Source organism: Variovorax sp. SRS16, assembly GCF_901827165.1.
GTDB lineage: Bacteria > Pseudomonadota > Gammaproteobacteria > Burkholderiales > Burkholderiaceae_C > Variovorax.
Genome location: NZ_LR594666.1, coordinates 2,367,081 through 2,386,124 on the forward strand (window position 1 = coordinate 2,367,081; position 19,044 = coordinate 2,386,124).

Annotated in this window: 19 protein-coding genes; 18 read left to right on the forward strand and 1 reads right to left on the reverse strand. The window is 68.9% G+C overall.

Annotated elements, in window-relative coordinates; genetic code table 11:
• Positions 1 to 4 precede the first annotated feature (4 nt).
• From E5P2_RS11460 to E5P2_RS11545, 18 genes are all read left to right on the forward strand, one after another.
• The gene (locus E5P2_RS11460) at positions 5 to 1,630 is read left to right on the forward strand and encodes an AMP-binding protein (RefSeq protein WP_162567196.1); all 1,626 of its coding nucleotides are present in this window, start codon (positions 5 to 7) and stop codon (positions 1,628 to 1,630) included.
• On the forward strand, positions 1,627 to 2,796 hold the full coding sequence (locus E5P2_RS11465) for a thiolase family protein (RefSeq protein WP_162567197.1): 1,170 nt from the start codon (positions 1,627 to 1,629) through the stop codon (positions 2,794 to 2,796). Before E5P2_RS11460 ends, E5P2_RS11465 begins: the two co-directional genes overlap by 4 nt.
• Complete coding sequence (locus E5P2_RS11470) at positions 2,793 to 4,046, forward strand: SDR family NAD(P)-dependent oxidoreductase (protein ID WP_162567198.1); 1,254 nt, start codon at positions 2,793 to 2,795, stop codon at positions 4,044 to 4,046. Before E5P2_RS11465 ends, E5P2_RS11470 begins: the two co-directional genes overlap by 4 nt.
• Positions 4,047 to 4,062: 16 nt before the next feature.
• Positions 4,063 to 4,872, forward strand: coding sequence for a cyclase family protein (locus E5P2_RS11475; RefSeq protein WP_162567199.1), 810 nt, complete (start codon positions 4,063 to 4,065; stop codon positions 4,870 to 4,872).
• Entirely contained in the window at positions 4,869 to 5,597 is a 729-nt protein-coding gene (locus tag E5P2_RS11480) for an SDR family oxidoreductase (protein ID WP_162567200.1), read from the forward strand. Before E5P2_RS11475 ends, E5P2_RS11480 begins: the two co-directional genes overlap by 4 nt.
• A 200-nt stretch (positions 5,598 to 5,797) precedes the next feature.
• Positions 5,798 to 6,958 carry an ABC transporter substrate-binding protein gene (locus E5P2_RS11485; RefSeq protein ID WP_162567201.1) on the forward strand — a complete coding sequence of 387 codons (1,161 nt, stop codon included), beginning with the start codon at positions 5,798 to 5,800 and terminating at the stop codon, positions 6,956 to 6,958.
• 133 nt (positions 6,959 to 7,091) lie between these two features.
• A complete protein-coding gene (locus tag E5P2_RS11490) occupies positions 7,092 to 8,243 on the forward strand; it encodes an ABC transporter substrate-binding protein (protein ID WP_162567202.1) in 1,152 nt (383 codons plus the stop codon).
• A 193-nt stretch (positions 8,244 to 8,436) separates the two neighbouring features.
• The gene (locus tag E5P2_RS11495) at positions 8,437 to 9,765 is read left to right on the forward strand and encodes an aromatic ring-hydroxylating dioxygenase subunit alpha (RefSeq protein ID WP_162567203.1); all 1,329 of its coding nucleotides are present in this window, start codon (positions 8,437 to 8,439) and stop codon (positions 9,763 to 9,765) included.
• Complete coding sequence (locus E5P2_RS11500; protein WP_162567204.1) at positions 9,762 to 10,262, forward strand: aromatic-ring-hydroxylating dioxygenase subunit beta; 501 nt, start codon at positions 9,762 to 9,764, stop codon at positions 10,260 to 10,262. Before E5P2_RS11495 ends, E5P2_RS11500 begins: the two co-directional genes overlap by 4 nt.
• Before the next feature lie 45 nt (positions 10,263 to 10,307).
• Complete coding sequence (locus E5P2_RS11505) at positions 10,308 to 11,480, forward strand: ABC transporter substrate-binding protein (RefSeq protein ID WP_162567205.1); 1,173 nt, start codon at positions 10,308 to 10,310, stop codon at positions 11,478 to 11,480.
• Between the two features lie 40 nt (positions 11,481 to 11,520).
• Positions 11,521 to 12,576, forward strand: a complete 1,056-nt coding sequence (locus E5P2_RS11510) for a branched-chain amino acid ABC transporter permease (protein WP_162567206.1) — start codon at positions 11,521 to 11,523, stop codon at positions 12,574 to 12,576.
• Entirely contained in the window at positions 12,573 to 14,363 is a 1,791-nt protein-coding gene (locus E5P2_RS11515) for a branched-chain amino acid ABC transporter ATP-binding protein/permease (RefSeq protein WP_162567207.1), read from the forward strand. The genes E5P2_RS11510 and E5P2_RS11515 overlap by 4 nt, the downstream gene beginning before the upstream one ends.
• The gene (locus E5P2_RS11520; RefSeq protein WP_162567208.1) at positions 14,360 to 15,091 is read left to right on the forward strand and encodes an ABC transporter ATP-binding protein; all 732 of its coding nucleotides are present in this window, start codon (positions 14,360 to 14,362) and stop codon (positions 15,089 to 15,091) included. Before E5P2_RS11515 ends, E5P2_RS11520 begins: the two co-directional genes overlap by 4 nt.
• On the forward strand, positions 15,084 to 16,688 hold the full coding sequence (locus E5P2_RS11525; protein WP_162567209.1) for an ATP-dependent acyl-CoA ligase: 1,605 nt from the start codon (positions 15,084 to 15,086) through the stop codon (positions 16,686 to 16,688). The genes E5P2_RS11520 and E5P2_RS11525 overlap by 8 nt, the downstream gene beginning before the upstream one ends.
• Positions 16,689 to 16,791: 103 nt before the next feature.
• Positions 16,792 to 17,571 (forward strand): SDR family NAD(P)-dependent oxidoreductase, encoded by a 780-nt coding sequence (locus tag E5P2_RS11530; protein WP_162567210.1) that lies wholly within the window; start codon positions 16,792 to 16,794, stop codon positions 17,569 to 17,571.
• Positions 17,568 to 18,083: a MarR family winged helix-turn-helix transcriptional regulator gene (locus E5P2_RS11535; RefSeq protein WP_162567211.1), complete on the forward strand. Its 516-nt coding sequence runs from the start codon at positions 17,568 to 17,570 to the stop codon at positions 18,081 to 18,083. Before E5P2_RS11530 ends, E5P2_RS11535 begins: the two co-directional genes overlap by 4 nt.
• Positions 18,080 to 18,529 (forward strand): acyl-CoA thioesterase, encoded by a 450-nt coding sequence (locus E5P2_RS11540; RefSeq protein ID WP_162567212.1) that lies wholly within the window; start codon positions 18,080 to 18,082, stop codon positions 18,527 to 18,529. Before E5P2_RS11535 ends, E5P2_RS11540 begins: the two co-directional genes overlap by 4 nt.
• Positions 18,530 to 18,586: 57 nt before the next feature.
• Complete coding sequence (locus E5P2_RS11545; RefSeq protein WP_162567213.1) at positions 18,587 to 18,817, forward strand: hypothetical protein; 231 nt, start codon at positions 18,587 to 18,589, stop codon at positions 18,815 to 18,817.
• Positions 18,818 to 18,834: 17 nt separating this feature from the next.
• Here E5P2_RS11545 and E5P2_RS11550 read toward each other — a convergent pair whose 3' ends face one another.
• A complete protein-coding gene (locus tag E5P2_RS11550; RefSeq protein WP_162567214.1) occupies positions 18,835 to 19,014 on the reverse strand; it encodes a hypothetical protein in 180 nt (59 codons plus the stop codon).
• Positions 19,015 to 19,044: the final 30 nt, after the last annotated feature.

The window sequence follows — 19,044 nt, forward strand, 5'->3', positions numbered from 1 at the left end:
CACGATGCACGCCACCGTCCACGACGTCTTCTCGGCCACGGCCGCGCGCACGCCCGATGCCGAGTTCCTCTTCACCGAATCGGTCACGGCCGCGGCCTATGGGATCGCGGCCGGCCCGATCCGCTGGGGCGAGGCCGTTGCCGAAGTCGAGCGCCTGCGCGTTGCCTATGCGAAGGCCGGCCATGGCCATGGCCATCGCGTCGGCCTGCTGCTGGAGAACCGCCCGGCCTTCCTGTTCCACTGGTTCGCGCTCAATGCGCTCGGTGCGAGCGTGGTGCCGATCAATGCCGAGATGCGTTCGGCCGAACTCGCCTACCTGATCGGCCACAGCGAGATCGGCCTGGCCGTCACGCTGCCCGAGCGCGCGGCCGACCTGCACGCCGCCGCGGCAGAGGCGGGCATCGCCTTCGACACCATGCATGCGGACGGCGACGTGCCGCCCGCGAAGACCGCACCGCCGCGCGCCGGCCAGCCCATCGGCGCCGATACCGAATGCGCGCTGCTCTACACCTCGGGCACCACCGGCCGGCCCAAGGGCTGCATCCTGAGCAACACCTATTTTCTGAATGCGGGCGAATGGTATGCGGCGCTCGACGGCGTCTGCAGCATCCGCCGCGACACCGAGCGCGTGATGACGCCGCTGCCGCTCACGCACATGAACGCCATGGCCTGCTCGACGATGGTGGTGCTGGTGGCCGGCGGCTGCCTGGTGCAGCTCGACCGCTTCCATCCCAGGCAGTGGCTGCAGAGCGCGCGCGAAAGCGGCGCCACCATCGTGCACTACCTCGGCGTGATGCCGGCGATGCTGCTCGCGGCGCCGCCGTCACCGGCCGACCGCGAGCATGCGATTCGCTGGGCCTTCGGTGCCGGCGTCGACCCCAAGAACCACGCGCCCTTCGAGGCCCGTTTCGGCTTTCCGCTGGTCGAGGCCTGGGCCATGACCGAGACCGGCGTCGCGGCCTGCATCATGGCGCACCACGAGCCGCGCCTCGTCGGCCGGAGCTGCTTCGGCCGCCAGGAAGATTTCGTCGAGATCCGCCTCGTCGACGACCAGGGCCGCGATGCCGAGACTGGCGCGCCGGGCGAGCTGTGGGTGCGCTCCGCGGGCCGCGATCCGAAGCGTGCCTTCTTCTCGGGCTACCTGAAGGACGACGAAGCCACGCGCGAGGCCTGGGCCGGCGGCTGGTTCCACACCGGCGACCTCGTGCGGCGCGATGCCGAAGGCAACTTCTTCTTCGTCGACCGCAAGAAGAACGTGATCCGCCGCAGCGGCGAGAACATCTCGGCGGTCGAGGTCGAGAGCGTGCTGAACCAGCATCCGGCGGTCAAGGCCTCGGCCGTGGCCGCGACGCCCGACAGCGTGCGCGGCGACGAGGTGCTGGCCTGCATCGTCACGCGCGAGCCGGTGGCCGAGGCCGACTTCGCCACCGTCGCCGCCGGCATCGTGCAGCATGCACTCGATCAGCTGGCCTACTACAAGGCGCCCGGCTATGTCGCCTTCGTACCCGAGCTGCCGCTGACGCCCTCGCAGAAGATCCAGCGCGGCCAGCTGCGCGAGATGGCGCAGGCGCTGCCGGGCCAATTGCATTGCGTCGACACGCGGTCGATGAAGAAGAGGCAAACCCCATGAGCCGTCGTCTCTCCTACGAGGGCGTCGCAGTGGCCGTGCCGGTCACCGTGCCCTATGTGCGCTACTCGACGCTCGGCGCCCACTGGTTCATCGGCCAGGCGCTCGAGGCGCTGGTCAACGCCAGCGGCGTGCCGAAGGCGCAGATCGACGGCCTGTGCCTCAGCAGTTTCTCGCTCGCGCCCGACACCGCGGTCGGCGTCACGCAGCACATGGGCCTGTCGCCGCGCTGGCTCGACCATGTGCCGACCGGCGGCGCCTCGGGCGTGATGTGCCTGCGGCGAGCGGCGCGCGCGGTGCAGGCCGGCGATGCCGAGGTGGTCGCCTGCGTCGCCGCCGACACCAACCATGTCGACTCGTTCCGCCAGACGCTGGGTGCCTTCAGCAACTTCGCGCGCGATGCGACCTATCCCTACGGCTCGGGCGGCCCGAACTCGATCTTCGCCTTCATCACCGCCCACTACATGCGCACCTACGGCGCCAGGCGCGAGGACTTCGGCCGCATCGCGGTCGCGCAGCGCAGCAATGCGCTCGGCAATCCCAACGCGATGTTCAAGAAGCCGCTGACCCTCGACGAGTACATGGGCGCGCGGCCGATCTCCGACCCGATCCATCTGTTCGACTGCGTGATGCCCTGTGCCGGTGCCGAAGCCTTTCTCGTGATGACGGAAGAACGCGCGCGCGACCTGGGCCTGGCGCACGCCGTGATCCGCGGCGCGATCGAGCGCCACAACGCCTTTGCCGACGATCCGGTGATGGTGCGCGGCGGCTGGCTGGTGGATCGCGACGACCTCTATGCGCAGGCCGGCGTGCAGCCCGCCGCGCTCGATTTCGTGCAGACCTACGACGACTACCCGGTGATCGTGATGATGCAGTTCGAGGACCTCGGCTTCTGCGACAAGGGCGAGGGTGCGGCCTTCGTGCAGGCGAACACGCTGACGCACGACGGCAGCTTTCCCAACAACACCAGCGGTGGCCAGCTCTCGGCTGGGCAGGCCGGTGCAGCGGGCGGCTTTCTCGGCATGACCGAGGCGATCCGCCAGCTCACCAGCGATGCGGGACCGCGCGCCGTGTCCGATGCGCGGCTGGGCCTGGTCGCGGGCTTCGGCATGGTCACGTATGACCGCTGCCTGTGCACCGGCGCCGTGATCCTCGGGAGGTCCGCATGACGATGCCGCTCATGCACCCCAAGCGCAAGAACCCGGTCCTGCGCACGCGGCAGATGAACCTGCCGCCGTGGGCGCGCGGCCGCGTCGCGCTCGGCATCACGGCCGCGGCGGCCGAGGGCCGTTTCGAGCTGCAGGTCTGCGAGGTCTGCGGCACCGTGCAGTACCCGCCGCGCGAAGCCTGCCACAAGTGCCTGTCGGCGCGCCTGCGCTGGCGCGCGCAGTCGGGCGAGGGCGAACTGCTCGCCACCACCACGCTGCACCACAGCAACGACCTGTTCTTCCGCGAGCGGCTGCCTTGGCGCCTGGGACTGATCCGTCTCGATGCGGGCCCGACGCTGATGGTGCACATGCACGGCGAGGTGGGCGAGGCACCGGCGCGCGTGCGCGTCGGCGCGCGCCTGGACCGCGCCGGGCAGGCGGTATTGATTGGATTTCCGAACGAAGGGAGCGCCCATATGGCCGACGACAAGATGCTCAGGGAAATGACCAGCGACCCGAAGTTTCGCAAGGCGCTGGTCACCGATGGCAAGACCGAAGTAGGGCAGGCGATCGTGCGCGCGCTGGTCAAGGCCGGTGCCGACATCGTCTGGGTCGGCCATGCCGAGCCGTGGAAGAAGACGGGCGGCCTCGAGGACATCACGGCGTTGCCGCAAGTCACGCTGGTGCCGCTGGACCTGACCAACGGCCGCTCGGTGAGCGAACTCGCGGGCGAGATCGGCGGCAAGGTCGACATCGTGATCAACAACGCCGAGGTGCATCGCAGCTTCGGCATCGGCGCGCGGCGCGGCACCGATGTCGCGCGCGCCGAGATGGACATCAACTACTTCGGCCTGCTGCGCCTGGCGCAGGAGTTCGGTCCGGCGCTCAAGGGTCGCTCGGCCGATGGCACGACGGGCGCGACCGCGTGGGTCAACCTGCTGTCGATCTATGCGCTCAGCAACTTTCCGCCGCATGGCACCTTCAGCGCGTCGAAGGCGGCGGCGCATTCGCTCGCGCAGTGCCTGCGCGCCGAGATGCGGCCGGCCGGCATCCGCGTGATCAATGTGTTTCCGGGGCCGATCGACGACGAGTGGAGCCAGCACGTGCCGCCGCCGAAGGTGGCGCCGGGCGCGTTGGCGAATGCGATCGTGAAGGCACTGCGCGATGGCGTGGAAGACGTGTATCCGGGCGATGTCGCGCAGGAATGGCTGGAGCGCTGGCGCGACAACCCGAAGATTTTGGAGCGCGAGCTCGCCGCAGGTGGCAGCTGAGCCGAAGGAACAAGACATGACGACAAGCACCTTGATCTCCACCGCCGGCATCCTCGGCAGCCTCGTGAGCGCGATGGCGAGCGGCCGCATCCGCGTGGTCGATCTCACACAGACGCTGACGCCCGAATTCCCGCAGATCGCCTTGCCGCCCGAGATGGGCCAGTGCTGGCCCTTCCGCATCGAGGAGGTGTCGAAGTACGACGAGCGCGGACCGGGCTGGTACTGGAACAACTTCTCGTGCGGCGAGCACACCGGCACCCACTTCGATGCGCCGATCCACTGGATCTCGGGCCGCGACCTGCCGAACAACTCGGTCGACACCATCGTCGTGCAGAACTTCGTCGCCGCAGCCTGCGTGATCGACTGCTCCGCACAGGTCAAGGCCGACCCCGACTACCTGATGACGGTGGCCGACATCGAGCGCTTCGAGGCGGCGCACGGCCGCATCCCGAAGGGCGCCTGGGTGCTGATGCGCACCGACTGGTCGCAGCGCCACGACCCCGAGGCCTACCAGAACTTCGACGAGACCGGCCAGCACACGCCCGGGCCGAGCTCGGAGGCGGTCCAGTTCCTGGTCGAGCAGCGCGACGTGCTGGGCTTCGGCTCCGAGGCCATCGGCACCGATGCAGGGCAGGGCTATCACCTGCGTCCGCCTTATCCGTGCCACTACTACATGCACGGCGCGGGGCGCTATGGCTTGCAGTGCCTGTGCAATCTCGACCTCTTGCCGCCGACCGGCGCGGTGCTGATCTGTCCGCCGCTGAAGATCGAGAAGGGCAGCGGCAGTCCCTTGCGCGTGCTGGCCCTGGTGGAGGGCGGATCGTGAGCGCGCCGAAGGTGGCCGCCGTCACGGGCGGCAGCGCGGGCATCGGCCGCGCGATCTGCCAGGACCTGCTCGACAAGGGCTACGAGGTGATCTCGCTCGCGCGCCGCCCGAGCGACATCGCGCATCCGAAGATGCACAGCATCGAGGTCGACCTGATGGACCGCGCCGCCACCTCCGAGGCGGTGCACAAGCTGGTGCATCGCTTCGACGTGACGACCGTGGTGCACAACGCGGGCGTGATTCGTGCCGCGCTGCTGCCGGATGTCAAGCTCGAGGATCTCGATGCGCTCGTCGAACTGCATCTGGCCTGCGCGATCCAGCTCGTGCAGGCCGCCTTGCCCGCGATGCGCGCGCGCCATTTCGGCCGCGTGGTGCTGCTGTCCTCGCGCGCCGCGGTGGGTCTCGCGACACGCACCAGCTATTCGGCGACCAAGGCCGGCATGCTCGGCATGGCGCGCACCTGGGCGCTGGAGCTCGCGGCCGACGGCATCACGGTCAACGTGGTCGCGCCGGGGCCGATCCGCACCGACATGTTCTACGACGTGGTCGAGCAGGGCAGCGAGAAGGAGCGCGCGCTGGCGGCCTCGATCCCGGTCAGGCGCCTCGGCGAATCGGCCGACGTGGCGCGCGCGGTGGGCTTCTTCGCCGACGCGGCCAACAGCTTCGTCACCGGGCAGGTGCTCTATGTGTGCGGCGGCACCAGCGTCGGCAGCCTGGCCCTGTAGCCGCCATGAACCCGGCACGCGCGCCGTCTTCTTCGCGTTCCTTCTATTGTCAGCGCGGCGGCGTCTCGCTAGTATCGTTGACACCTAAACATTTCATAAATCATGCGGTTGGCGCGAAGCTTGCATCGCGATCCCGCCCCGAGACAGCTCTTCGTTCGCCGTTCACTCGTCTTCACCCTGTCCACTTCCGGAGCACTGCCATGAAAGTCCTGACCCGATTCCGCGCCGCGAGCCTCGCCCTCGGTATCGCCACCCTGGGCGCCGCCGGCGCGCAGGCGGCCGACCTCAAGGTCGGCCTGATCACCTCGCTGTCGGGGCCGGTGTCCTCGCTCGGCATTCCCTACGAGAAGGGCATCCGGGCCGCGCAGGCCTACATGCCGGACCTCAACGGCCACAAGGTGCAGGTGATCGTGCTCGATGACGCCTCCGATCCCTCGACCGCCGCGCGCAATGCGCGCAAGCTGATCGAGGAGGACAAGGTCGACATCGTGATCGGCTCGGCCGGCACGCCGTCGTCGCTGGCCATCGCGGCCGTCGCGCGCGAAACCAAGACGCCGCAGATCTCGATCGCGTACGCCGATCTTCCCAAGGAAGACGGCGCCTGGATGTTCACGCTGCCGCAGCCCGCCTCGCTGATGATGAGCGCGATGCTCGAGAACATGAAGAAGTCGGGCGTCAAGACGGTGGGCTACATCGGCTACTCCGACGCCTGGGGCGATCTGGTCTACGACGCGCTGACCAAGGGCGCGCCCTCGTACGGCATCAAGGTGCTCAACAACGAACGCTTCGCGCGGGCCGACTCCTCGGTGGCCGGCCAGGTGCTCAAGACGGTGGCGCTGCACCCGGATGCGGTGATGACCGGCGCCTCCGGCACGCCGGGCGCGCTGCCTTATCTGTCGCTCGCCGAGCGCGGCTACAAGGGCAAGCTGTATGGCATGCATTCGCTGATCAACCCCGACTTCATCCGCGTCGGCGGCACGGCGGTGGACGGCGTGATCGTGCCGACCGGCCCGGTGGTGGTGGCCGACCAGCTGCCGGCCGACAACCCGATGCGCAAGGTCGCGATGGCGTTCCGCGACGCCTACCAGAAGGCCAACGGCGCAGTGCCCACCGATACCTTCTCGGCCTACAGCTTCGACGCCTGGCTGGTGACCATGGATGCCGCCAAGCGCGCCTCCACCAAGGCCGAGCCCGGCACGCCGCAGTTCCGCGCAGCGCTGCGCGACGCGATCGAGAGCACGCACGAACTGGTCGGCACGCACAGCGTCTACAACTTCAAGCCCGACAGCCGCTTCGGCTCCGACGACCGCTCGCGCGTGGTCGTGAAGCTCGAAAAAGGTCAGTGGAAGCTTGTTCCCTAGCTCGCCCCCAGGCTTGCCCACCTCGTGTGGCCGCCCACCCCCTGCCGGGGGCAATACCAGCGGACCGGCTGAGCCGGATCCGCGGTATTTCTGGAAGTGACTCGGCGCTTGACGCGCCTCTCTCGAAATTCATATGACTCGTACATTTGCTCGCTGCTTCGCTGTTTCCGCACTCGCCTTTGGCGTTGCTCAGGCCTTCGCGGCCGATCTGAAGATCGGCTTCATCAGTTCGCTGTCGGGGCCGGTCGCGGCGCTCGGGATTCCGTACGAGAAGGGGATTCGCGCGGCGATCGCGGAGCATCCGGTGATCGCGGGTCACAAGGTCGAGCTGATCGTGCTGGACGATGCCTCCGATCCGACCACGGCCGGGCGCAATGCGCGCAAGCTGGTGGTGGACGACAAGGTCGACGTGCTGATCGGCACCTCGGGCGTGCCGGGGGCGATGGCGATCGCGGCGGTGGCGCGCGAGCTCAATACGCCGCTGATCTCGCCCACGCCGGTCACGCTCGCGCCCGCCGACGCGGCATGGACGGTGACGGTGTCGCAACCCTTTCCGCTGATGGTGGCGGCGGTGGTCGACAGCATGAAGAAGGCGGGTGTGAAGACGGTCGGCTACATCGGTTTTTCCGATGCTCTGGGCGACCTGTCCTACGACTCGCTGCTGAAGGCCACCGGGCCTGCGGGCATCAAGGTGGTGGCGAACGAGCGCTACGGGCGCAGCGATTCGTCGGTGGCGGGGCAGATCCTGAAGATCGTCTCTCAGCACCCGGATGCGGTGTTCGCGGGCAACTCGGGCACGCCGGGGGCGCTGCCCTACCTGGCGCTCGCCGAGCGCGGCTACAAGGGCCGGATCTATGGCACGCACGGGCTCATCAACGCCGACTTCGTGCGCGTCGGCGGCGCTTCGATCGAAGGCCTGGAGGTGCCGAGCGGCCCGGTGCTGGTGGCCGACCAGCTGCCCGACAGCAACCCGATCAAGAAGGTGTCGATGGCTTTCCGCGCCGCTTACGCAAAGACCAACAACGGCACGGTGCCGACCGATGCCTTCTCGGCCTACACGTATGACGCCTACCTGCTGCTTGCCGATGCGGCCGCGCGCGCCAAGGGCGAGCCCGGCACGGCGCAGTACCGCACGGCGCTGCGCGATGCGATCGTCAGCACCAAGGAGCTGGTGGGCACGCATGGCGTCTACAACTTCAAGGCAGGCGGCGATGGCTACGGCTCGGACAAACGTGCCGTGGTGATCATCAAGATGGAGAAGGGCCAGTGGAAGCTGGTTCCCTGATCGATCGCTCGAATCCGAGGGACTACGGGATGTACGACATGCTGTGCTGCGAGGAACGGTCCGCGCATCGGGTCGTCCGCCCGGTCACCGGTGGCGCAGGCGCTGCTGCCTTGCCCCCTCTCCCTCCGGGAGAGGGCTGGGGTGAGGGCGCCGGGCGGTGGATCTGGTCGCACCCTCGCCGAGGCCCGCGGCCATGAATACCTACCGCAACCGCCCTGATGCCATTCGCGCATTGGTACAGGAGGACCGCGTCCACCGCGACCTGTACCTGAGCGAAGAGGTGTTCGCGCTCGAGCAGCAACACTTCTTCGCCAACACCTGGAACTACCTGGGCCACGCGAGCGAGGTGCCGAACGCCGGCGACTATCGCGCGCAGGACATCGCCGGCCGCCCGCTGATGATGGTGCGGCAGGCCGATGGCGGCATCCGGGTGTTCTACAACCGCTGCGCGCACAAGGGCACGCAGCTGGTCAGCGATGAACGCGGCAACGCCGGCAAGTTCTTTCGCTGCCCCTACCACGCCTGGACCTACAAGCTCGACGGCACACCGCTCGCGATCCCGATCAAGGGCGGCTATGAAGGCACGCGCCTGCGGGAATGCGAGTCGGGGCAGGGACTGGTGGCGCTGAAGCACGTGGCCGTGTACCGCGACTTCGTCTTCGTGCGCCTGGGCGATGCCGGCCCCGGTTTCGAAGCCTATTTCGGTGAGGTGCTGCAGGCCATCGACAACATGGTCGACCGCTCGCCCGAAGGCCGCCTGACGCTGGCCGGCGGCGCGATGCGCAACGTCATCCATTGCAACTGGAAGATGTACCTGGAGAACATCAACGACACGGTGCATCCGATGTCGACCCACGAATCGGCGACGGCCGCCGCCAATGCGCTGTGGCAGGGCCGCGCGGCCGACGAGCCCAAGCCGATGGCGATGGAGCAGATCCTGCCCTTCGGCTCGGGCTACGACTTCTTCGACAGGATGGGCGGGCGCGTGTTCGCGCACGGGCACAGCGTGCTCGGTGTCAACTTCAGCATCCACTCGAACTACGCGTCGCTGCCCGCGTACGAGCAGGCGATGCGCGAGGCCCATGGCGCCGAGCGCGCGGCCGACATCCTGCAACGCTCGCCGCAGAACTCGGTGTTCTTTCCGAGCCTGTCGGTCAAGGGCTCGCCGCAGGCGATCCGCGTGATCCGGCCGCTGGCCGCGGACCGCACGCTGGTGGAGGCCTGGGCCTTCCGCGCGGCGGGCGCGCCCGAGCTGCTGTTCGAGCGCGCGATGAGCTACAACCGCCTCGTGTTCTCGCCGATGTCGGTGGTCGCGCACGACGACGTGCATCTGTTCGAGAGCATGCAGAAGGGCCTGCGCGGCGAGGGCAACGAATGGGTCAGCCTGCACCGCGACTACAAGGCCGGCGAATTCGATGTGCCGACGCAGACCACCAACGGCACCAACGAGCTGCTGATGCGCAACCAGTTCCGCGCCTGGGCCGAGTTCATGACGCTGGACATGGTGGAGGCTGCCTTATGAGCCTGACGGCGGACACCACCTTCGCGCCGACCGCACTGTGCGACTTCGTCGCCGCCGAAGCCGCACTGATCGACGAAGGCCGCTTCGACGAATGGCTCGCTTTGTTCGCCGAGGATGGCCGCTACTGGGTGCCGCTGCTCGGCGCGCGCCAGGCCGATCCGCTCGCGCACAACTCCATCGCCTGCGAGGACCGGCTGCTGCTGCAGCTGCGCATCGAGCGCTTGAAGAATCCGCGTGCGCATTCGCAGCATCCGCCGAGCCACTGCCAGCACGTGCTGCAGTGCTCGCGCATCGAGCACATCGATGCGGCAGCCGGCACGGCCGCGCTGCGCACGCCCTTCATCTACATCGAGATGCGCGGCGAGCAGCAAGTGCTGCTCACCGGCGTCTGCCACCACGCGCTGGTGCGCGGCGCGGGCGGCCTGTTGATCCGCCAGAAGCGCATCGACCTGCTGCAGCCCGAGCGTGCGCTGGCGGCCATCCAGTTGTTCATCTGAACGCGCTTTCCCACTCGCATCCATCACCCTTCCAGGAGCAAAGACATGAAGAGCCTGACCCAGACCCTGACCCGCGGCGCCATCGCGGCCGCCGCCGTGGCCGCGATGACCGGTTTCGCTTCCGGCGCGCTGGCTGCCGATTACAAGGTCGGGCTGAGCGTCTCGCTCTCGGGACCCAACTCGTCGCTCGGCGTGCCCTACGTGAAGGGCATGCAGGCCGCGCAGGCCTACAAGCCGGAGATCAACGGCCGCAAGGTGCAGCTCATCGTGCTGGACGACGGTTCCGACCCGACCACGGCCGGCCGCAATGCGCGCAAGCTGATCGAGGAAGACAAGGTCGATGTGCTGATGGGCACCTCGGGCGTGCCGGCGGCCATCGCCATGGCGCAGGTGGCGCGCGAGGACAAGACGCCGATGATCGGGCTGACGCCGATCGCGCTCGATCCGAAGGACAACCCCTGGGTCATGACCGTGGCCCAGCCGACGCAGCTCATGATCGACGCGGTGGTGGAGCGCATGAAGCGCAACGGCGTGAAGACGGTCGGCTACATCGGCTTCTCCGACGCCTGGGGCGACCTGGTCTACGACGCGCTGATGAAGGCCGCGCCGGCCGCCGGCATCAAGGTGGTGAGCAATGAGCGCTATGCGCGCGCCGACGCCTCGGTGACCGGGCAGATCCTGAAGATCGTGGCGCTCAAGCCCGACGCGGTGATGACCGGCGGCGCCGGCACGCCCGGCGCCTTGCCTTTCCTCGCGCTGAAGGAGCGTGGCTTCAAGGGCGGCGTGTACGGCCAGCACGGGCTCATCAACCCCGACTTCGTGCGCGTGGTCGGCGCCGCCGGCCAGGACGCGCTGATGCCGACCGGCCCGGTGATCGTGGCCGAGCAGCTGCCCGATGACAACCCGACCAAGAAGATCGGCCTGGCCTTCCGCGAGGTGTTCCAGAAGGTCAACAACGCACCGACCACCGATGCCTTCTCGGCCTATTCCTTCGACGGCTGGCTGGTGTTCGCCGATGCCGCCGCGCGTGTGGGCAACAAGGCGCAGCCCGGCACGCCGGAGTTCCGCACCGCGCTGCGCGATGCGATCTTCAGCACCAAGGAAGTGGTGGGCACGCACGGCGTCTACACCTTCAAGCCGGGCGACCTGTACGGCGTCGACCAGCGTGCGCGCGTGATCGTCAAGCTCGACAACGGCCAGTGGAAGCTCGCGCCCTGAACGCGCGCGTCGAGAAAAAAGGCATGGGGAGGAATTTCCAATGACATGGGACGTGGCGCTCATCCTGATCACCGATGGGCTGGCCAACGGTGCCGTCTATCTGCTGGCCGGGCTCGGGCTGGTGCTGATCTTCTCGGTCACGCGGGTGGTGTTCGTGCCCTTCGGCGACATCGCCGCCTTCGCCGCGCTGACGCTGGCCGCCTTCGAGACCGGCCGCGTGCCGGCCACGATCGGCCTGGTGCTGACGCTGGCGGCGCTGGCGACGCTGACCGAGGTCGCCGGCCTCGCGCGGCGGCGCGAGTTCGCGCGCATTCCGAAGTCGATCGCGCTCTGGGCCTTGGGGCCCGCCGTGCCCTGCGCGCTGGCGTGGCTGGCGGCGCATTTCGGCGCGCCGGCACCGCTCAGGATCGCGGCCGCGGTGCTGCTGGTGGTCCCGATCGCGCCGCTGCTCGCGCGGATCGTGTTCCAGCCGATCGCCGATGCCTCGGTGCTGGTGCTGCTGATCGTGTCGCTGGCGCTGCACTTCCTGCTGTCGGGCCTCGGCCTGCTGTTCTTCGGGCCGGAGGGCTCGCGCACCAATCCGCTGGCGACCGGGGCGCTGTCGATCGGCGACAGCTTCACCGTCAGCGGGCAGGTGATCCTGATGGTGGCCTCGGCCATCGTGCTGAGCGGGCTCTTCTTCCTCGTCTTCGAACGCACCGTGGCCGGCAAGGCGCTGCGCGCGACCGCGGTCAACCGCGTCGGCGCGCGGCTGGTCGGCATCCGGCCGGCGCGCACCGCGATGCTGGCCTACGGCGCTGCCTCGCTGCTGGCCGGGCTGATCGGCGTGCTGATCGCGCCCGTGACCACGATGTACTACGACTCGGGCTTCATCATCGGCCTGAAGGCCTTCGTCGCCGCGATCATCGGCGGGCTGGTGAGTTATCCGATGACGGCGGTCGGCGCGCTCGCGGTCGGCCTGGTCGAGAGCTTCGCCTCGTTCTGGAGCGGCGCACTGAAGGACGTGATCGTGTTCAGCCTGCTGATCCCGGTGCTGATGCTGCAATCCTTCATGAGCCGGCACGTCGAGGAAGAGGAAGAAGAGGTGGACCAATGAACCGCCGCTCGAACGTCCGCCTGCTCGTCGGCGTGATCGTGGTCGCGATTGCGATCGCGCCGCTGCTGATCGGCAGTTTCACCGTCTCGCTGATGAATGACATCGGCGTCGGCGCGCTGGTCGCGCTCGGGCTGGTGCTGCTCACCGGCGTCGGCGGGGCGACCTCTTTCGGACAGGCGGCCTTCGTCGGCATCGCGGCCTATTCGACTGCCTGGCTGACCACCGCGCATGCGGTGTCGCCCTGGATCGGCCTGCTGTTTGCGCTCCTGCTCACCGGGCTGTCGGCGTTGTTCATCGGGATGCTGACGCTGCGCCTGGGCGGGCATTTCCTGCCGCTGTCGACCATCGCGTGGGGGCTGTCGATTGCGATGCTGTTCGGAAACGTCGATGCGCTCGGCCGCCACACCGGGCTGTCGAACATTCCGGCCTTGCGGATCGCGGGCTGGTCGCTGATCGAGCCGCGCGCGATCTACTACCTGATCTGGGCGATCGTCGGGCTGTCGTTCCTGTTCAGCTACAACCTGCTGGGCTCGCGGCCGGGCCGGGCCATCCGCAGCCTGCGCGGCGGCGCCACGCTGCTGGCCAGCGTGGGCGCGGATGCGTACCGCGTGCGGCTGTCGCTGTTCGTCACGGCCGCCTTGTTCGCGGGGCTGGCAGGCTGGCTCTATGCGCACATGAACCGCTTCGTCAGCCCGGCGCCCTTCGACGTGCAGGCCAGCATCGAGTACCTGCTGATGGCGGTGGCCGGCGGCCTGGGGCAACTCGGCGGTGCGCTGCTGGGCTCGGCGCTGGTGCTGATCCTGCGCAACGGCCTGCAGGACGTGCTGCCGCTCTTGACGCAGCGCGCCGGCCAGCTCGAGGCGATCGCGTTCGCGACGCTCTTCATCCTGCTGGTGCACTTCGCGCGCGGCGGCCTGATGGGCTTCGTGCGGCGCATGACGCGCGGGCGCTTCGCGGCGTCGGGCCCGCCGGCGGCCGAGCTTGCGGTGCCGGTCGCGCCGCTGGCGCACCGCAAGCTGCCGGAGCGCGGCACGCGCATCCTGTCGGTCGAAGGTGCGGTCAAGCGCTTCGGCGGGCTGGTGGCGGTGAACGAGGTGAGCTTCGATGTGAACGCGGGCGAGATCATCGGCCTGATCGGTCCCAACGGCGCCGGCAAGTCGACCATGTTCAACCTGCTGACCTGCACCTTGCCGATGACGGCCGGGCGCGTGCGTTTCCTGGACCACGACATCGCCGGCATGCCGCAGCGCGAGGTCGCGCGGCTGGGGCTGGCGCGCACCTTCCAGCACGTCAAGCTGCGGCCGCACATGAACCTGCTGGACAACGTCGCGCTCGGCGCGCATTCGCGCACGCGCGCCGGCCTGCTGCGCGCGGGCCTGCGGCTGGACCGCACCGAGGAGCGCCAGATCCTGCAGGAGGCCCGGCGCCAGCTCGACCGCATCGGCCTCGGCGATCGCGCCCACGAGCTCGCGGGCAGCCTGCCGCTCGGCACGCAGCGCATCCTGGAGATCGCGCGTGCGCTGGCCGCCGACCCGGTGCTGCTGGTGCTGGACGAACCCGCCGCGGGCCTGCGGCGCAAGGAGAAGATGGCGCTCGGCGATCTGCTGCGCAAGCTGCGCGAGGAGGGGGTGACGATCCTGATCGTCGAACATGACATGGACTTCGTGATGAAACTCGTCGATCGGCTGGTGGTGATGAACTTCGGCTCCAAGCTGGTCGAGGGCGTGCCGTCGGCGGTGCGGGCGGACGAGCGGGTGCAGGCTGCGTACCTCGGGAGTGTCGTATGACTGCGATGCTCGAAATCGGCGATCTGCATGTGTCCTACGGGCAAGTCGATGCGGTGCGCGGCGTGTCGCTGTCGCTGGCCAAGGGCCAGATCATCTCGGTGATCGGCCCCAACGGCGCCGGCAAGACCACGCTGCTCGCGGCCGCAATGGGCCTGCTGCCATCGAAGGGCGTGCTGCGCTTCGAGGGCGAGGATCTGCACGCGCTCGATGTCGAATCGCGCGTCGAGCGCGGCCTGTGCCTGGTGCCCGAGAAGCGCGAACTCTTCGGCGAACTCACGGTGCTGGACAACCTTCAGCTCGGTGCCTACACGAAGCGGCTGCGCAGCGATGCGCTGAAGCAGCGGCTGCAATCGGTGTACGACCGCTTCCCGCGGCTGGCCGAGCGCAGGACGCAGCGCGCCAACACGCTCTCGGGCGGCGAGCGGCAGATGCTCGCCGTCGGCCGGGCACTGATGTCGGCGCCGCGCCTCCTGATGCTCGACGAGCCGAGCCTCGGCCTCGCGCCGCTGATCGTGCGCGACATCCTCACCATCGTGCGAAAGCTGCGCGACGACGGCGTGTCGATCCTGCTGGTCGAGCAGAACGCGCGCGCGGCGCTCGAGAGTTCCGACGAAGGCTACGTGCTGGAGACCGGCGAGATCGCGCTGTCGGGCAAGTCGCAGGAACTGGCCAGCGATCCGCGGGTGCAGGCCACCTACCTCGGCGGCGGCACGCACGACGATGACTGAGAACGCCTTCGACGTGCTGCCGCCCGCGGCACGAACGCTGCCGGCGATGCTGCGCAGGCAGGCCGAGGCCTTCGGTGCGCGGCCGCTGCTGTCGATCGCCGGCACGCGCTGGACGCATGCCGACGCGGCCGCCATCGTCGCGCGGCGTGCGGCCGCATTGCAGCGCGCGGGTGTGCAGCGCGGCGAGCGCGTCGCGCTGATGTGCGGCAACCGCGTCGAATGCCTCGAGACCTTTCTGGCCTGCGGCTGGATCGGCGCGGTGGCGGTGCCGATCAACACCGCATCGATGGGGCCGCAGATCCAGTACTTCCTGGCCAACAGCGGTGCGCGGCTGCTGCTGATCGAGGACGCGTTCATCGAGCGGCTGCGCACCGCCGACCTGTCGCAGACCGCGCTCGCGGCGATCTGGACGGTGGGCGAGGGCGACGCGGCGGCGGACCGCTGCGGCGACGTGCCGGTCGAGGCCTTTCCCGCGCCCGGCATTGCCGCGGAGCCGGCCGACGTGCAGCCGGGCGACACGCTCGCGATCCTCTACACCTCGGGCACGACCGGTCCCGCGAAGGGCGTGATCTGTCCGCATGCGCAGTACTACTGGTGGGGCGTGCACACGGCGCACATCCTCGATGTCGGCCGCGACGACGTTCTGTGCACCACGCTGCCGCTCTTTCACATCAACGCGCTCAACACCTTCGCGCAGGCCGCGCTCACGGGCGCCGAGGTGGTCTATGCGCCGCGCTTCTCGGCCTCGGGCTTCTGGTCGGCGATGCGCGATTGCGGCGCCACGGTGGTCTATCTGCTCGGCGCCATGGTGCCGATCCTGCTCGCGCAGCCCGAAGGCGCGCACGAGCGCGCGCACCGCGTGCGCATCGGCCTCGGGCCCGGCGTGCCGGCCTCGGCGAGCGAGGCTTTCGCGCGGCGCACCGGCGTCGGGCTGCTCGAAGGCTATGGCTCGACGGAGACCAACTTCGTCATCGCGACGCGCCCGGATGCGCCGCGTTCGGGCGTGATGGGCTGGCTGCAGCCGGGCTTCGAGGCGCGGGTGGCCGATGCGACGGATGCCGCGCTGCCCGACGGCGAGGCGGGCGAACTGCTGCTGCGCGCCGATGAGCCTTTCGCTTTCGCGACCGGTTATTTCGGCATGCCCGACAAGACGGTCGAGGCCTGGCGCAACCTGTGGTTCCACACCGGCGACCGCGTGCTGCGCGAGGCGGACGGCGCGTTCCGTTTCATCGACCGCCTCAAGGACGCGATCCGGCGGCGCGGCGAGAACATCTCTTCCTACGAGGTCGAGCAGGTGCTGCTCGGCCATCCGTCGGTCGCGGCCGTAGCGGTCTATCCGGTGGGCTCGGAACTTGCCGAGGACGAGGTCATGGCGGCGCTCATCGCACGGCCCGGCGCGGCCGTCGACATGGCCGAACTCGTGCGCTATTGCGAAACGCGGCTGCCGTATTTCGCGGTGCCGCGCTACATCGAGCTCTTCGCGGATCTGCCGCGCACCGAGAACGGCAAGGTGCAGAAGTTCAGGCTGCGCGAGCGCGGCGTCACCGCCGCCACGTGGGACCGCGGACCTGCGTCGCGGCCGCCGCCCAGGGCCTGAGGAGGCCGGCCGATGCACTCGACCGCCGGCCGTTGCGCAGCGCCGAAATGATTTAGAAGTAAACTAATTGCACCGAACCCTGTTGCGTGCGCTGGAGACATCGATGCCCGAATCTGCCTTTCTCGAGAACCGACATGCGCTGGTCACCGGCGCTGCGCGCGGCATCGGCGCCGAGATCGCGCGCACGCTGGCCGCCGCCGGCGCCAGGCTCACGCTGCTGGGCCGCCAGCGCGAGACGCTGCAGCGCCTGGCCGGCGAGCTGCCGGGCAGCGGCCACGGGATCGTGGTCGCCGACGTGGCCGATGAACAGTCGGTGGCCGCCGCGTTCACCGAGGCGCGCACGGCACGCGGGCCGCTGGCGATCCTGATCAACAACGCGGGGCAGGCCGAGAGCGCGCCCTTTCTCAAGACCTCGGCCGAGCTCTGGCAGCGCATGCTGGGCGTCAATCTCACGGGCAGCTTCCTGTGCGCGCAGGCGGCGCTGCCCGACATGCTGCAGGCAGGCTGGGGACGCATCGTCAACATCGCCAGCACGGCGGGGCAGAAGGGCTATCCGTACGTGAGCGCCTATACGGCCGCCAAGCACGGCGTGGTCGGGCTCACGCGCTCGCTCGCGCTCGAGGTGGCGAAGAAGGGCGTGACCGTCAACGCGGTCTGTCCGGGCTACACCGACACCGACATCCTTCGTGCCAGCGTGGCCAACGTGGTCGCCAAGACCGGTCGCAGCGCGCAGGACGCGATGGCCGAGTTCTCCGCCGGCAATCCGCAGCAGCGCATCGTGCAGCCGGCCGAGGTGGCGGACGCGGTGCGCTGGCTGTGCGGCGAAGGCGCGGCATCGATCAACGGGCAGTCGATCTCGGTGTCGGGCGGAGAGGTGACATGAAGAGCCACGATGCCTCGCACGCCGCCTTGAGCGACGCGCGCGAACTCGGCCACGAGGCGCGCGCCGGCAGCGGCGACCACGCGGTGCTCAAGCTGTGGCTGCGCATGCTGGCCAGCACGACGCAGATCGAAAAGGAAATCCGCACGCGCCTGCGCGAACGCTTCGGCATCTCGCTGGCGCGCTTCGACTACATGGCGCAGCTCTACCGCTACCGCGAGGGCCTGACCATGCGCGTGCTGTCGCGCTACCTGATGGTGACCGGCGGCAACGTGACCGGCCTGACCGACGAGCTCGAACGCGAGGGCGCGGTGGTGCGCAAGAGCAGCCCCGACGATCGCCGTTCGTGGATCGTGAGCCTCACCCCCAAGGGCCGGCGCAGCTTCGAGGCCATGGCCAAGGAGCACGAACAGTGGGTCCTCGAAATGTTCTCCTCGCTCGACGTGGGCACGGTGCAGCAGTTGCACACCCACCTGGGCCAGCTGCGCGTGCACCTGGTGCGCAACGACGCATGAATGCGGCGCAGCGGCCAGGCGCCATGCCCTTCGTGCGCGAGCGGCTGATCCGTTTCTCGGATTGCGATCCGGCCGGCATCGTGTTCTATCCGCAGTACTTCGTGATGTTCAACGGGCTGGTCGAGGACTGGGTCGACGAGGCGCTGGGCATCGGCTATCGCGCGCTGGTGATCGAGCGCCGCATCGGCTTGCCGACGGTCCGGCTCGAAGCCGATTTCCGCGCGGTGAGCCGGATGGGCGACCGTGTCGCGCTGTCGCTCGAAGTCGAGCGCCTCGGCGGCCGTTCGCTGACGCTGGCATTGCGCTGTGTCGGCGCCGGCGGCGAACTGCGCATGCAGATGCGGCAGGTGCTGGTGCTGACCTCCCTCGACACCCATCGCGCGATCGACGTGCCGGCCGACCTGAAGGCCGCGATCGAAGGAAGGCCGGGCGCGGCAAAGCAATGAGGCGCGGCGGGCCTTGCGGCGCTGCCTATGATGGTTCCCTTTGAAGAGGATGCCGAGATGAGCCCAACGCTTCCCCGACGCCTGCTGATCGTGTCGCTGCTGCCGATCCTGGCGCTGGCGGCTTGCAGCGCCCGCGACAAGGAGGCCCAGGCGAAAGAGATCGATCGCTGCCGGGCCCAGGTCAAGGACTTTCCGGATCCAACGCAGCAGGACGCGAAGCGGCGCTTCTGCGCCAAGCTCGAATTCGACTATCGCAACAAGTACGAGAGTCAGCCCGACCCGCGCTGAGCGGGCCGCGGCGGTACTCACGACCCGTGGCGGTCGTGCCTGAGCTCGTCGATCACGGTGATCGATTGCTCGATGCGCTGCGTGATCTCGTCGTGCAGGATCTTCGGCGATCGGCTGACCGCGACCATGATCAGGACGCCGGCGCCCACCACCGAAAAGAGCGCCACGAGCAAGTCCATGTATGTGAATGCGTTCATCGAAGTCCTGCCATCGGTGGTTCGAAATCG

Coding starts and splice junctions, on each gene's coding strand:
- E5P2_RS11465 (WP_162567197.1), top strand. CDS start 1,627: ATGAGCCGTCGTCTCTCCTACGAGGGCGTCGCAGTGGCCGTGCCGGTC.
- E5P2_RS11520 (WP_162567208.1), top strand. CDS start 14,360: ATGACTGCGATGCTCGAAATCGGCGATCTGCATGTGTCCTACGGGCAA.
- E5P2_RS11485 (WP_162567201.1), top strand. CDS start 5,798: ATGAAAGTCCTGACCCGATTCCGCGCCGCGAGCCTCGCCCTCGGTATC.
- E5P2_RS11525 (WP_162567209.1), top strand. CDS start 15,084: ATGACTGAGAACGCCTTCGACGTGCTGCCGCCCGCGGCACGAACGCTG.
- E5P2_RS11550 (WP_162567214.1), bottom strand. CDS start 19,014: ATGAACGCATTCACATACATGGACTTGCTCGTGGCGCTCTTTTCGGTG.
- E5P2_RS11470 (WP_162567198.1), top strand. CDS start 2,793: ATGACGATGCCGCTCATGCACCCCAAGCGCAAGAACCCGGTCCTGCGC.
- E5P2_RS11500 (WP_162567204.1), top strand. CDS start 9,762: ATGAGCCTGACGGCGGACACCACCTTCGCGCCGACCGCACTGTGCGAC.
- E5P2_RS11505 (WP_162567205.1), top strand. CDS start 10,308: ATGAAGAGCCTGACCCAGACCCTGACCCGCGGCGCCATCGCGGCCGCC.
- E5P2_RS11475 (WP_162567199.1), top strand. CDS start 4,063: ATGACGACAAGCACCTTGATCTCCACCGCCGGCATCCTCGGCAGCCTC.
- E5P2_RS11535 (WP_162567211.1), top strand. CDS start 17,568: ATGAAGAGCCACGATGCCTCGCACGCCGCCTTGAGCGACGCGCGCGAA.
- E5P2_RS11545 (WP_162567213.1), top strand. CDS start 18,587: ATGAGCCCAACGCTTCCCCGACGCCTGCTGATCGTGTCGCTGCTGCCG.
- E5P2_RS11460 (WP_162567196.1), top strand. CDS start 5: ATGCACGCCACCGTCCACGACGTCTTCTCGGCCACGGCCGCGCGCACG.
- E5P2_RS11540 (WP_162567212.1), top strand. CDS start 18,080: ATGAATGCGGCGCAGCGGCCAGGCGCCATGCCCTTCGTGCGCGAGCGG.
- E5P2_RS11515 (WP_162567207.1), top strand. CDS start 12,573: ATGAACCGCCGCTCGAACGTCCGCCTGCTCGTCGGCGTGATCGTGGTC.
- E5P2_RS11495 (WP_162567203.1), top strand. CDS start 8,437: ATGAATACCTACCGCAACCGCCCTGATGCCATTCGCGCATTGGTACAG.
- E5P2_RS11510 (WP_162567206.1), top strand. CDS start 11,521: ATGACATGGGACGTGGCGCTCATCCTGATCACCGATGGGCTGGCCAAC.
- E5P2_RS11530 (WP_162567210.1), top strand. CDS start 16,792: ATGCCCGAATCTGCCTTTCTCGAGAACCGACATGCGCTGGTCACCGGC.
- E5P2_RS11490 (WP_162567202.1), top strand. CDS start 7,092: ATGACTCGTACATTTGCTCGCTGCTTCGCTGTTTCCGCACTCGCCTTT.